Here is a 13,466-nt window from a genome sequence, read left to right as displayed (position 1 = left end):
GGAAGCCGCTGGACGGTGACCGCTGCTATTTCGTGCGCCAGAGCTTGCTCGGCGGAACTGCGGTGATGCGGCCTCGATCTCATTTCATCGGCCGCGCTTGCTGCTCAATCACTCGCCCTCAGGAAAGTTGGACGTTGTATGTGTGGCATCTTCGGTATCATCGATCTTAAAGGGCGCCGCGCGGTTCCCGCTTCCGTGCTCAAGCGCGCCGCCGATGCGATGTACCATCGCGGACCGGACGAGGACGGCTATCTGCAACGCCCCGGTGTCGGCTTCGCATCGCGACGGCTCAGCATCGTCGGATTGGCCGACGGGCAACAGCCAATGTTCAACGAGGACAAATCCGTCTCCGTCATCTTCAATGGCGAAATCTACGACCACAACGATTGGCGCAGCGATCTGACGGCGCGCGGCCACACGCTGAAAACGCATTGCGATACCGAAATTCTTCCGCACATGTGGGAAGAGCATGGCGAAGACATGTTCGAGAAGCTCAACGGCCAGTTTGCCGTCGCGCTGTTCGACGAACGCAAGCAGCAATTCATTCTGGCGCGCGATCGTTTCGGAATTTGCCCGCTCTACTGGACACGCACGACGCGCTTCGGAAACGACTGGCTGATCTTCGGATCGGAGATCAAGACGCTGCTCGCGACCGGCATGATCGAGCCGAAGCCCGACCGGCGCGGCATCGACGCGGTTTTCAATTTCCTCGCCGTTGCAGGCCCGTTCAGCTGCTTCGAAGGCATCAACATCCTGCAGCCCGGCAAGTTCTTGAAGATCGCGCGCGGGCGTCCGGGCGAGGCCGCCAGGATCAGCGAGCACGCGTATTGGACGATGGATTTTCCCGACAAGGGACAAGAAGCGCGCGGTCAGAATGAGAAGGCGCTCGTCAATGAGTTCGAAAGCGTTCTCTATGCTGCGGTGAAGCGGCGGCTCAGGGCGGACGTTCCGGTCGCGTCGTATCTGAGCGGCGGAGTCGACTCGAGCACCGTCGTCGCGATGGCGCGAGACATTCTCGGCGCGTCGCCCGCAACCTTTACCGTTAAAATCCGCGACCCGAAACTCGACGAGACCAAGCAGGCGGCGGTGATCTCGCGCCATCTCCAGGCCGATCCAACGATCGTGCCGTGCGGCTCGGACGAGATCGTCGCGAACTATCAACGGCTGCTGGTCGCGACGGAAGCGCCGGTCACGGATACGTCGTGTACGGCGTTGATGCTTCTTGCCGGAAAAGTACATGAAAAAGGCTTCAAAGTCGCGCTGACCGGCGAAGGCTCCGACGAATGGCTCGCGGGCTACCCGTGGTACAAGATCGACCGGATAGTCGAATGGCTCGGCGCCATTTCAGGCGGCACGCTCGATGCGGCCATTCGCAAACGCTTCTTCACATGGCTCGGCTGTAACAAGGATGCCGTCGCCTACCTCGACCGCTGCGCGCCATCGGCTGGAGGCGCGCATCCGTTCCAGCGCTTTTACGATCTGCTCGGCGCATCGCGCTTTCGCTTCTACAGCGCCGATATGCTCGGCGAACTCGGCGATCACGATCCCTACGCCGATTTCGCTCCCGACCTCGGACGCGCCGAGCGCTGGCATCCCATCAATCGCGCCATCTACTGGGCGGGCCGTATCCATCTTCCCGGACAGCTTTTGAGCCTCAAGGGCGACCGCATCGCGATGAGCCAGTCGGTCGAGATGCGCTACCCGTTCCTCGACAATAACGTGTTCGATTTCGTCGCCGGGCTCGATCCGAATTGGAAGATCAAAGGGCTCCGGGAGAAATATCTGCTGCGGCGCGTCGCGGAAAAATGGCTGCCGAAGTCTGTCGCGTGGCGGCCGAAGGGCATGTTCCGTGCGCCGCTCGACGGCTTCTTCCTGCAGCAGCGGCTGCCTTACGTCGACGAGCTGCTGAGCGAAGCGTCTCTGAAGAAAACCGGATATTTCGATCCTGAGGCGGTCGCGCTTTGGCGGACGAAATATACCGAGCTGTCGTCGCGCTTCTATCAGCGAAGCTCGATGGAACTCGGGCTCGTCGCGGTGCTCGCAACGCAGCTCTGGCACCATACCTTCATCGATTCCTCACTCGCGAACCTGCCCGACTGGTACACTCTCTCGGGAGTCGAGAAAGACCCTCGCGACCTGGCGTTCGCGGAGCAGACACCTGAGGCTGCCGCCGTCTGACGACCGGCTGCGTCAGCCCGCATCCTGTGCACGATAGGCCGCGAGAAACATCGTGACCGCGGAGGCGACGACCTTGTCGATCTCCTGCTCGGTCGGCCGCTCCGTGATCGCGCCGTAGAGACGCGGACGGAAGATCAGCGACTGCACAAGCTCCAGGAATTGCGCCGCGGCGAGATAGGCATCCGGCACGCTCAACCGTCCCGCCGCAATGTGGGCCTCGATGTAGGCCGCGAGCGCGGTCGCCATGCGCTTCGGGCCGGCCTCGAAAAATTCGGTGCCGATTTCCGGCATCCGTTCGGCAACGCCGATGACGATGCGATGCGCCGCGACGACGAACGGATCGGATAGAAGCCGCATCATCTCGGTGCCGAAGTGGAACAGCGTTTCTCTCACCGGCTTCTTCGGGTCGAGGAGCGAAATCAGCTCTGAAATGTTGCGATCGCGACGCTCGGCGCAGATCGACGTGAAAAGGTGCTCCTTGTCCTGGAAGTAAACATAGAGCGTCGCCTTCGACACCTTTGCCTCGCGCGCCACGTCGTTCATGCTCGCTGCATCGAAGCCGAGCGTCGAGAAAACGCGGCCTGCCCCTTCCAATATCTGCCGCCGCTTTTGCGGGTCGGTTCCGGCTGCGGGCCGGCCCCCACGGCGTTCCGAGACTTCGGGGGATGCTTCCGGGGATACGCTGCGTATTTCCATGGCTTTGTTCCTACGTGAGCCTTACCGGCCAGCATGTTGATAAGAGAAAATATGCGAACCGAACGGTTCAGTTTCCTCTTGATATTGCCTGTTGCACGCGCTATGTCAACCCCTGAACTGAACCGTTCGGTTCATATTGCCTGTTAGTGATAAGGAATTGCGATCATGGCGCGAGGGACATTGCAGTCGGTCCTCGATCAGACTCGGGACCGGAGTCCGCATAGCCAGAACCAAGATCAGGGCGGCAGCGCACGCCTTCACTCCGTCGCCAACGACGCTCCGCAGGTTCCACCGACAACAGCCGACGCCGCGCCGAGCGCCGACTCCGGCGAACCCGCGACGGCACGCGAAACCAGCAGCGCGTCTCCGGCTGCGGACAAGCAAACGTCGAAGCCCTCGTCGCGCAGAAAGCCGATTTTCATCGGCATCGGCGCGCTCGCTCTGCTCGGCGGCGTCTGGTTCGCGTATCACTACATCACCGTCGGCCGCTTCATCGTGTCGACGGACGACGCCTATGTCGGCGTGCACATGTCGATGGTTTCGCCAAAGGTTCCCGCTTACGTCGCCGACGTGCCGGTCGCCGACAACCAGTCCGTCAAAAGGGGCGACGTCCTCGTTCGCCTCGATGACGGCGACTACCGGCTGGCGCTCGAGCAGTCGAAGTCCAAGCTCGCGACGCAGAATGCCGCGATCGCGACGTTCGATGCGCAGATCAAGGCGGCGGAAGCGGCGGCGGCGCAGGCCCGCGCCCAGATCGACGCCGCGAAAGCCAACGTCATCAAGACGGAAGCCGACTACGCGCGCACAAACGCACTGACCGCGAAGGATTACGCGACAAAGGCTTCTCTCGACGCGGCGATCGCGGCGCGCGATTCCGCGCGGGCACAGGTCAAGGCCGACGAAGCCGCGATCCAGTCGGCCGATGCCAATATTGCGCTTCTGCATGCGCAGCGCGGACAGGCAACGCAGGTCGCGAAAGAACTGCAGGTCGCGGTCGATCAGGCCGCGCGCGATCTGTCGTTCACGGTCATCCGCGCCCCGTTCGACGGCATCGTCGGCAACAAAAACGTGCAGGTGGGCGACTACGTGACGCCGGCAAAGCGGCTCGCCGCCATCATCCCGCTCGATAAGGTTTATGTCGACGCCAACCTCAAGGAGACGCAGCTTGGCCTCGTCGTCGTCGGGCAGGACGCGGACGTCGAGGTCGATGCGCTTGGCGGCGCTGTGCTGAAGGGCAAGGTCGTCAGCGTGGCGCCCGCGTCGGGATCGCAGTTCTCGCTGTTGCCGCCCGAAAACGCGACCGGCAACTTCACGAAGATCGTACAGCGGGTGCCCGTGCGCATCGAAGTTCCGGCGTCGGAAGCCAAAGGCCGGTTACGGCCGGGGTTGTCGGTCGTCGTCGACATCGATACGCGCACGACGCCCAACGCCGCCGGGCAGCAGCACGCTTCGAACTAATCCTGCAGATCGCGTTACCTGAAGGTGACGGACGATGAGCCGATCAGAAACACCAAGAACCAATGCCGCTTCCGACGTGCCGCCGGGCACGCTCGCCTGGATCGGCGTCACGCCGCGCCAGCTCGCTGGCTTCATGGCGATGGTGTTCGGCATGTTCATGGCGATCCTCGATATTCAAATCGTCTCCGCATCGCTTTCGGAAATCCAGGCCGGGCTTTCGGCAAGCTCGGATGAAATTCCGTGGGTGCAGACGGCGTATCTGATCGCCGAAGTCGTGATGATCCCGCTTTCGGGATTCCTGGCGCGGGCATTGTCGACGCGCGTGCTGTTCCTTTCGGCGGCAATCGGCTTCACCGCCGCGAGCGCACTCTGCGCGACCGCAACGTCGATCGATCAGATGATCGTCTACCGGGCGCTGCAGGGCTTCATCGGCGGCGGCATGATCCCGAGCGTGTTCGCGGTGGCGTTCTCGCTCTTTCCGCCGTCGAAGCGAAACATCGTGTCACCGATCATCGGTCTTGTCGCGACGCTTGCGCCGACGATCGGCCCGACAGTCGGCGGCTACCTCAGCAATGCCTTTTCCTGGCACTGGCTGTTCCTCGTCAATGTCGGCCCCGGAATTCTCGTCGCGATTGCGGTGTATTTCCTCGTCGATTTCGACAAACCCAATCATTCGCTTCTTAGGCGTTTCGATTTCGTCGGGCTCGCCGGCATGGCGGTGATGCTCGGCTCGCTCGAGTACGTACTCGAAGAAGGCCCGCGCTACGACTGGCTCGATGACCGTACCATCGCGACGTTCGCGGCGCTGACTGTCGTCGGCGCAATCGTCTTCTTCTGGCGCGCGGCAACCGCGAGGGAACCGATTGTCGAGCTTCGCGCCTTCCGAGACCGCAACTTTGCGTTCGGGTCGGCCTTCAGCTTCACGATGGGCGTCGGGCTTTACGGCCTGACCTATCTTTATCCGGTCTATCTCGCGCAGGTGCGCGGCTACGATGCGCTCATGATCGGCGAAACGATGTTCGTCACGGGCGTCGCGATGTTCCTCACCGCACCGATCAGCGGACGGTTGGCGAGCGTTCTCGATCCACGCGTGATGATGCTGATCGGTTTTTCGGGGTTCGCCCTCGGGACCTATTGGACCACCAGCATCACGTCGGACTGGGATTTCTGGGAACTGTTCATCCCGCAGATCCTGCGCGGCTCGTCGCTGATGCTGTGCATGGTGCCAATCAACAATCTGTCGCTCGGCACGCTGCCGCCTGATCAGTTGAAGAATGCATCGGGTTTGTTCAACCTGACGCGTAACCTCGGCGGCGCGGTCGGCCTCGCGGTGATCAACACGCTGCTCAACAAGCGTCTCGACCTGCATCTTGCACGGCTGCATGAGAGCGTTTCGTGGGGCCGCGCCGTGGCGGAGGATCAGCTCGCCAACATGCAGCAGTCCATGTCGCAAATGCTGCCCGACGGCGATCTGTCGGCACTGAAGCAGCTTGCGATGCTCGTGCGCACGCAAGCCAACGTCCTGTCGTTCGCCGATGTCTTCCTGTTTCTGACGCTGCTATTTGCGAGCGCCGGTCTTTTCACGATGCTGATGCGCAAGCCTGCGGCGATCCCCGCAGGGGCAGGAGGTCACTAGGCGCGAACACCGTTATCTCTCCCGCTTCGCTGCACTCCGGGCGGGAGAGATTTAGAGTGAGGGGCTGCCGTGTGCCCCCGTCACGGCGCCCCTCACGAAATCATCGGCTCGCGTGGATGGCCGCCTTCGCGGCCATGACGGCAAGAGTGCGGTGTCGCCCAGAGAATTCCTCATCATTCACCGAAGTTGAACAGAAGGATGAACGGCTAACGAGTGTCAGCCCATGACTCCGTCATGGCCGCGAAGGCGCCCATCCACGACACGAGGCAGCCTTTCGCGCTCGACCGATGCTTCGTTCAATCGCGAGATCATTTGCTGAGATAACGGAAGATGGGGATCGGATAGCTCTCATATCATCATGGGACTTGACTAACATTCCTGCTGTGCGACTGCGCGGCATGAAGCGGGAGGGAACACTTGCCGGTGCCGACCGTTAACGGGAATTTGACTCTGCCCAAGGGTGGACGCGTGTCATCGGCTGCGGTTCCGCTTGCCACCGGCAACGATCTGACGCATTGCAACACCGCACGACTGACATCCACATCTGCCAAGCTACCTCGTCCACAGTCCTTCCCCCCAAGGTCGATCGAGGAACATGCCAAAGCCGAAAGCCAAACGCGAAAAGACCGTGCTCGTGCTGCAAGGCGGCGGTGCTCTCGGCGCCTATCAGGCGGGAGCATACGAAACTCTTTCCGCCGCGGGCATCGAGCCCGACTGGGTGGCGGGCATTTCCATCGGCGCGATCAACGCCGCAATCATCGCCGGCAATCGTCCGGAAAATCGTGGACCTCGGCTTCGCAAGTTCTGGGATCTCGTCTCAAGCCGCCTGACATTGCCGCCGCTTGCGACCGATGACAACTCACGCAAGATTTTCAATGAAACGAGCGCGGCGCTCGTCGCCACGACGGGAGCACCAGGGTTCTTCACGCCACGCTATCCGCCGGCCGTTTTCAATCTACCCGGCACGAGGGATGCGATCAGCATCTACGATACGTACCCCCTCAAAGAGACGCTGCTGGAACTTGTTGATTTCGACATTTTGAATTCGGGCGCTGTTCAGTTCAGCATCGGCGCCGTCGAGCTCGATACCGGAAATCTCAAATATTTCGACAGCCTGCATGAGGAGATCAAGCCGGAGCACATCATGGCGTCGGGGGCGCTGCCGCCAGGTTTTCCACCGGTCGAAATCGACGGCAAGCTCTATTGGGATGGTGGCATCGTCTCGAATACACCGCTGCAATACATTCTCGACGGCGGACTACCGCGCGACGACATGACGATCTTCCAGATCGATCTGTTCAGCGCGCGCGGTCCCATTCCAAAGACGCTATTCGACGTGCAGACGCGCGAAAAGGAAATCCGATATTCAAGCCGCACACGTCTCAACACGGACTACTTCAGGGTTCTGCAATCCTTGCGGCGCGCCGTGCGAAGGCTCGACGGCGTTCTTTCCGAGGAGATCAAGGCGGGCTTCGACTGGAAGCTGTTGTCGAGCTTCAGTTGCAATGCCGCCGTCACGCTGGTGCATCTCATTCACCGGCGCGCCGCCTACTCCACGCAGTCGAACGACTATGAATTCTCGCGCTACACCATCAACGAGCACTGGCAGGCCGGGCGCGCCGACGTCGAAAGCACGCTCAACAGCGATGCCTGGAAAAATCGCGAACCGCCGAAAGACGGCGTGCTCGTGCTCGATTGCACCAAAGAGCTCCTGCCGCCCCCAATGGAGACGCAAACATGAAAATCGCCGACGTCCGTAAAACCGCTTATGCGATGCCCCTCACCAGTCCGGCGTTTCCACCAGGGCCCTATCGCTTCATCGACCGCGAATATCTGATCATCACGTATCGAACCGACAAAGAGGCACTCGAAAAAGTCGTGCCGGAACCGCTGACTTTCGACGAGCCGATCGTCAAATACGAATTCATCCGGATGCCGAATTCGACGGGCTTCGGCGACTACACCGAATCGGGACAAGTCATTCCGGTCAAATTCAACGGTGTCGCTGGCGGATATACGCACGCGATGTTCCTGAACGACGGCCCGCCGATCTACGGCGGCCGCGAGCTTTGGGGATTCCCGAAAAAATACGCACAGCCATCGCTCGGCCCGGACAAGGATACGTTTGTCGGTACGCTCGATTATGGAAGCATCCGAATCGCGACCGGCACGATGGGCTACAAGCACACGGCCCTCGATCTCAAAGCGGTCGCGAAGTCGCTTGCAATTCCGAACTACCTTTTGAAAATCATCCCGCACGTCGACGGCACCCCGCGCATTCTGGAGCTTGTCGACTACCGTCTGGAAGACGTCGTCATCAAGGGCGCGTGGAGCGGCCCGGCGGCGCTCGATCTCCGGCCGCACGCGCTGGCGCCGATCGCGGACCTGCCGGTGCGCGAGATTATTTCAGCAACGCACATTCTTGCCGATCTCACGCTAGGACTCGGCAAGGTCATCTACGATTATCTCGATCCGAAAAAGGAGCGCGCGTGATGAAACTCGACGGAAAAGTCGCCCTGGTTACGGGCGCAGCAAGCGGCATCGGCCATCAGATCGCGCGACGCTACGTCGAGGCGGGCGGGCGCGTCGCCATCGCCGATCTCAACCTGGACGCGGCCAAAGCAGCGGCGAAAGAGCTTGGCGGCGAAAAGGATGCGATCGCCGTTGCGATGGATGTCACCAAGGAAGACGAAGTCAACGCCGGGGTCGAAGCGACGGTTTCGGCATTTGGCACGGTCGACATTCTCGTCTCGAACGCCGGCATTCAGATCGTGCATCCGATCGAGGACTTCCCGTTCGCGGATTGGAAGAAACTTCTCGCAATTCATCTCGACGGTGCGTTCCTGACGACGAAAGCCTGCGTCAAGCACATGTACAAGCAGGGTTCGGGCGCCCTCATCTACATGGGCTCAGTGCACAGTCATGAAGCTTCGCCGCTGAAGTCCGCCTACGTCACGGCCAAGCATGGGTTGCTCGGGCTTGCGCGGACGATGGCCAAGGAGGGCGCCAAGCATGGCGTGCGCGCCAACGTCATCTGTCCTGGTTTTGTGCGCACGCCGCTGGTCGACAAACAAATTCCAGAGCAGGCGCATGAACTCGGCATCACGGAAGAACGCGTCATCAAGGAGGTGATGCTCGGCGAGACCGTCGACAAGGAATTCACGATGGTGACGGACATCGCCGAGGTCGCGCTATTTCTCGCCGCCTTCAAGACCAACGCAATGACTGGCGAGAGCATCATCGTCAGTCACGGCTGGCACATGAACTGACAACGATAATGACGCGCCGGGCTCAGTAGACGAGCGTTCCGAACAGGCGCGCGTTCGCGCCTGGTTGCAGAACTTCGTCCTTCTTGAACGATGCACTGTTACGGATGTCATCGTTCAAGAGGTTTTCGCCCTTGAGCCCGATGATCAGCTTCGGCGCGATGCCGCCGTCGCCGTTCAAGGTCATCGTGTAGCTGATTTCGGCGTTGACAAGCGTGTATCCCGCCGTCGGCGTTTCGTGCGGGGCGATGTCGTTCTGATTGAACGCATAGAGGGACGAAACCTTCGCCTGCCACGCGTCATCGCGATAGAAAATCCCGCCGCCGATGCGGTGCGGCGGCATGCGCGGCACATACTCGCCGTTCGAGAATTCCGCATGCACGAAATCGTACTGGCCGGAGACGCCCCAGATGCCGTTCCAGATACGGGCAACGTCATATTCCGTCGCCAACTCCACGCCATAGAACGTCGCGTCCCGTTGATTGAAGATGACTTCGTCAAGCTCGCTGCCGGAGCCGCAGGATGCAATCGTGTCGTCGCATTTTCCGCCGGTGAAATCGCGGAAGATGTAGCCGTCGAATTTCGTGTAGTAGAAAGATGAATCGAACCGCCAGTGGCCTGCTGCCTTGTTGAATCCGAATTCGATCGACTTCGACGTCTCAATGCCGATGTCGGGATTGCCGATCTCGAACGTCTCCGTCGCCTCGTGGGCGCCTTTCGAAAAGAGTTCCTGCGCGACCGGCGCGCGTTCGGCATATGTCCCCGTGAGGCGCGCCACGATGCCGTGCGGCAGGTCATAAAGCAATCCGAGGCTGCCGCTGACGGGCGTGAAGGATTTCCGTTCGGCGACGAGGCTGTTGGGTAGCGGATTCAAGATATCCACGTACATCGAACCACTGACATTATCGCTCTCGACGCGGCCGCTCGCCTGCAGCCGCAGCGCGTGCGTCAGGCGTAGTTCCTCGAATAGATAGCCGCCGATGCTATCGGTCGTGTTGGGCTCGAGCAGATTGTCGCCCTCGAAACTTATGCCGGCCAGCTGGCGATTGCTGATCTGAATGCCGGCGATGCTCGTCAACGCGCCGAGCGCGGTCGCAATGGGCACGGATTCGATTTCCGCGCGGCCTTCCGTGTATCTGTTCGTAAAGCGGGACCCTACGGCGTCGGCGCCCTCGTCGGCCTCGAAAACGAGTTCGTTGTGCGCGTAGTTGGTCCAGCCGAACCAGCCGCGCACGGCGGCAATGCCGAGATCCGGCGCACGCCATTCGCCCTTGGCGTTGATCTTGTCCTGTCCCATGTCGATGCGCGATTTTTCTTCCGCCGCTTCGATTCCGGGAACGGCATAGAGACTGTCGAAGCGCGTGTAGCTGACACCGAAAAAACCATCGTGTCCGATGACGGAGCCGCCGATGGACGCGCCGTGGCTATCGAGAAATGAGTTTTCCTGACGGCCTTCCGGCGTGTCGTAATCGTCCGCATGGCGCGCGAAGCCGTCGGCGTGGATGGCGAAGCCTTGCGAACCGGCCGTTGCCTTGAACGCGCCGTCGCGCCCGTTGTCGACGGAACTTAATCCGCCCATGACTTGCGCGGTGAAGCCGCCATACGGAATATAGGTCGGGATGCGCTGGTTTTCCGCGCTGACGACGCCACCGATGGCCTGCGATCCATAACGAACGGTCGACGGCCCGCGCGTCACAGTCACGCTATCGGCGCTGTAAGGATCGATCGGAAAAGCATGGTCTTCGCTGATGTCGGAAACGTCTCCTGTCGCTATTCCGTTTTCCTGAATTCGCACGCGGTTGTTGTCGAGGCCGCGAATGATCGGACGATTTGTACCCGGCGCGAACGTCGATCCAGCTATGCCCGGCTGCTGATCCAGCGTGTCGGTGATCGTTGCGCCATGCGTCGGAATGATATCGCGGGCATTCGTTACCGTGGTCGCCTGCGTGCCTGATTGCGGGCTTATCAGTGTGCCGGGCGGCGGCAGGATCGTCGCCGCCAAGACCGCATCTTCTCCGCCGCCTTCCACGGATGGCGGCGCTTGCGGGGGCACCGGCTTCGAAGCAGCCGCCGTCGCACCGGACGGCCCGTTCCTTTTCGGCGTGCGCGCCTTCGTCTTCGATGAGACGGCTCTTTTGGGCGCAACAACGACGACGGGCGGCAACGGAGACGCCGAGGATTGCGAGGTCTGTTCTGGCTGGCTCGTAGATGCCGGAGGCGTCTCTTGTGCCTGAGGCTCTTGAGCCATTGCTTGCGACATAGACCCAAAGGCCACGGCAAACGCCGTCAATCCGATGCACGTGCGCATGATTTCCCCCAACGACATTCCCCAACTGCAGCAACCAATGCCGCTTTAATAGTTTCGTATAATATAACATATTTAATGTGTCGAGCCGGCTCATATCGCGACGCGCGGACGCGTGCCTTTCAAGCGACAGTCTGGACTGCGAAAGCGCGGCAAACCGGCGGTTTATTTGCGCTCGAAAGTCGACATGTGAGCAACTCGCGCTCCCTAAAATGAGACAACTCAGCTATGCATCGCCGCCGCGCCGCAATTTCGAGCCAAGCCGTCACTTAGATTCCGACGCCGCGAAAACCCCGCTGGCCCAGACATGCAAAGCGGCAGCGCGATCGGCGCCGAACGCAAAAGCGATGACGAACGAAGGACCGAACCGATGAACGTCTTGAAGCTCAAGGGCCGCTCGTTTCGTCTTGGTGCTGCCTTGAGTGCGGTACTGATTTCGTGCGCCGGATTTTTGAGCACGCCGTGCGCGGCCAAGCACAAACAGCAATTGTCCGTTCCGAGCGATCCGTGCCCCAAGATGAGCAGCTATCTGATGAAACGCATCAACGATATGAAGAGCCTAAAGGCGACGATCGCCAAGGAGCAGACCGTTCCCGATACGCTCGCGGGCGTCTTCGACCTGATGCAGGGCAAACCCTACGTCGATCAGCCCAAGGCTCAAAAGCTGGCGGAGATGCGGCGCGAGGCCAATAACATCAACGATGCCATGCGCGTTTCAGGCTGCACCGTCGTCGATATCGATACCGAACTCGGGAAACCCGCAACCCCTGCTCTTCCGGCTCCCGCGCGCAAGGGAAAGAGCAATGGAACAGGCCTGGAGACAAATATCCCGCTCCGATCCTCCCATTAACTTTTTGTTTACCCGAAGCATCTTGAACTTTCCCGGTAGCCGTCTCTTGCACCGGGCTGACCATCGTGAGCTTTTCCCGAAATCTGGTCGTGACTGGAGTGCTCGCCGCGACGGCGTCCGTTATACCGGGCGATCTCGCGGCTCAGAGCCTTACGATCGACGAAACGATCACCGTTCAAACGTCTTGGATGAGCGGATATATGGGTCTTGGCGGCGGCTTAGCGCGAGCGATGCCGAAACCCACCGCCGATAAAAAGACCGTTTTGGCGGCGCCGGAGCGTCGGGTTGTACGTCGCCCGCCTGCGCAGGTCGCGCGACGTCCTATCGAGTCCAAACCGCCGATCGCACTCATCGCGGAGACGCTCGATCATACGGGCGAGAACATTGCAACGCTCGGAGCACGCGCCGAGCCGCGATGATTGTAATGCTAACGCCACCGTCCGAACCAGGAGCCTCAGTTTAACGGACGACCCGCGCCAACGATCGATTAACCGGAATTACCGTTCTCGCTGCCAGCGTCGTCCGCCGAGGCTACGTTTGCGCCGATTGTTATCGCGCCGGGAGCTGGCCATGCGGAACGCGACAGTCTTATTTATTTGCATCATCGTGCCGGGCATTCTTTCGACTTCGCCGGGCGGCGCGCACTCGATTTTGCCGCTGACGGCTCTCGAGCAAAATCGCCTTCCGGTGATTGCCGTCACACATCGCCATGACGATGGCTATGATAATATCTATGAAGATGAAGACGATCTGCCCCCGCCGCGACGCGTCGATCCTTATCCTCCGCAGCCGGACGCGGCTCCCGTTTTCGAAATTCTACCGCCTCCTCCGCCTCCGAGTTGTGGCGAGTTCCGGTATTGGAACGGCGAATACTGCGCCGATGCGCGCGTTCAGCCGCCTTATACCGGACCGCGATGGTGATCTTCGGACAATCCCGAAAATCACGTTAGACGGCGCACGCCTCGGCTTAGGCCGAACGACATAAGGCGGAATAAGCCTGTTTTGCCGTATGATCAGGCAGTGCGGTGCGCGCGCTCGTGGTTTTTGAAAATCATTCTCAGCGCCTGACACTTCGTC

11 protein-coding genes are annotated in these 13,466 nt (G+C 60.6%); 9 read left to right on the top strand and 2 right to left on the bottom strand.

Translation table 11 applies throughout. The features are described from left to right. Positions 1 to 138 precede the first annotated feature (138 nt). Positions 139 to 2,178: an asparagine synthase (glutamine-hydrolyzing) gene (gene asnB, locus WC026_RS00730; RefSeq protein ID WP_372708876.1), complete on the top strand. Its 2,040-nt coding sequence runs from the start codon at positions 139 to 141 to the stop codon at positions 2,176 to 2,178. Positions 2,179 to 2,190: 12 nt separating this feature from the next. On the opposite strand, the gene WC026_RS00725 is transcribed toward asnB, so the two are convergent. Then, positions 2,191 to 2,874 carry a TetR/AcrR family transcriptional regulator gene (locus WC026_RS00725; protein WP_372708875.1) on the bottom strand — a complete coding sequence of 228 codons (684 nt, stop codon included), beginning with the start codon at positions 2,872 to 2,874 and terminating at the stop codon, positions 2,191 to 2,193. 165 nt (positions 2,875 to 3,039) lie between these two features. On the opposite strand from WC026_RS00725, the gene WC026_RS00720 reads away from it, so the two are divergent. The 5 genes from WC026_RS00720 (at position 3,040) to WC026_RS00700 (ending at position 9,237) form a co-directional block, all read left to right on the top strand. Next, positions 3,040 to 4,332, top strand: a complete 1,293-nt coding sequence (locus tag WC026_RS00720) for an HlyD family secretion protein (protein WP_372708874.1) — start codon at positions 3,040 to 3,042, stop codon at positions 4,330 to 4,332. Positions 4,333 to 4,366: 34 nt separating this feature from the next. Further along, complete coding sequence (locus tag WC026_RS00715) at positions 4,367 to 5,968, top strand: DHA2 family efflux MFS transporter permease subunit (protein ID WP_372708873.1); 1,602 nt, start codon at positions 4,367 to 4,369, stop codon at positions 5,966 to 5,968. Positions 5,969 to 6,563: 595 nt separating this feature from the next. After that, positions 6,564 to 7,709 (top strand): patatin-like phospholipase family protein, encoded by a 1,146-nt coding sequence (locus tag WC026_RS00710; RefSeq protein ID WP_372708872.1) that lies wholly within the window; start codon positions 6,564 to 6,566, stop codon positions 7,707 to 7,709. After that, positions 7,706 to 8,461 carry an acetoacetate decarboxylase gene (locus tag WC026_RS00705; protein ID WP_372708871.1) on the top strand — a complete coding sequence of 252 codons (756 nt, stop codon included), beginning with the start codon at positions 7,706 to 7,708 and terminating at the stop codon, positions 8,459 to 8,461. Before WC026_RS00710 ends, WC026_RS00705 begins: the two co-directional genes overlap by 4 nt. Continuing rightward, positions 8,461 to 9,237, top strand: coding sequence for a 3-hydroxybutyrate dehydrogenase (locus WC026_RS00700; RefSeq protein WP_372708870.1), 777 nt, complete (start codon positions 8,461 to 8,463; stop codon positions 9,235 to 9,237). Before WC026_RS00705 ends, WC026_RS00700 begins: the two co-directional genes overlap by 1 nt. Before the next feature lie 22 nt (positions 9,238 to 9,259). On the opposite strand, the gene WC026_RS00695 is transcribed toward WC026_RS00700, so the two are convergent. After that, positions 9,260 to 11,542 carry a TonB-dependent receptor gene (locus WC026_RS00695; RefSeq protein WP_372708869.1) on the bottom strand — a complete coding sequence of 761 codons (2,283 nt, stop codon included), beginning with the start codon at positions 11,540 to 11,542 and terminating at the stop codon, positions 9,260 to 9,262. A gap of 367 nt (positions 11,543 to 11,909) precedes the next feature. Here WC026_RS00695 and WC026_RS00690 point away from each other — a divergent pair, with 367 nt between their 5' ends. The 3 genes from WC026_RS00690 (at position 11,910) to WC026_RS00680 (ending at position 13,310) form a co-directional block, all read left to right on the top strand. After that, on the top strand, positions 11,910 to 12,389 hold the full coding sequence (locus tag WC026_RS00690) for a hypothetical protein (protein ID WP_372708868.1): 480 nt from the start codon (positions 11,910 to 11,912) through the stop codon (positions 12,387 to 12,389). A gap of 89 nt (positions 12,390 to 12,478) precedes the next feature. Then, a complete protein-coding gene (locus tag WC026_RS00685; protein ID WP_372708867.1) occupies positions 12,479 to 12,808 on the top strand; it encodes a hypothetical protein in 330 nt (109 codons plus the stop codon). 151 nt (positions 12,809 to 12,959) lie between these two features. Continuing rightward, complete coding sequence (locus tag WC026_RS00680; RefSeq protein WP_372708866.1) at positions 12,960 to 13,310, top strand: hypothetical protein; 351 nt, start codon at positions 12,960 to 12,962, stop codon at positions 13,308 to 13,310. Positions 13,311 to 13,466 lie beyond the last annotated feature (156 nt).

Source organism: Hyphomicrobium sp. (assembly GCF_041674905.1).
Taxonomy (GTDB): domain Bacteria; phylum Pseudomonadota; class Alphaproteobacteria; order Rhizobiales; family Hyphomicrobiaceae; genus Hyphomicrobium_B.
Note: the sequence above shows the minus strand (reverse complement) of the source record. Positions and strands in the feature narration are given on the sequence as shown.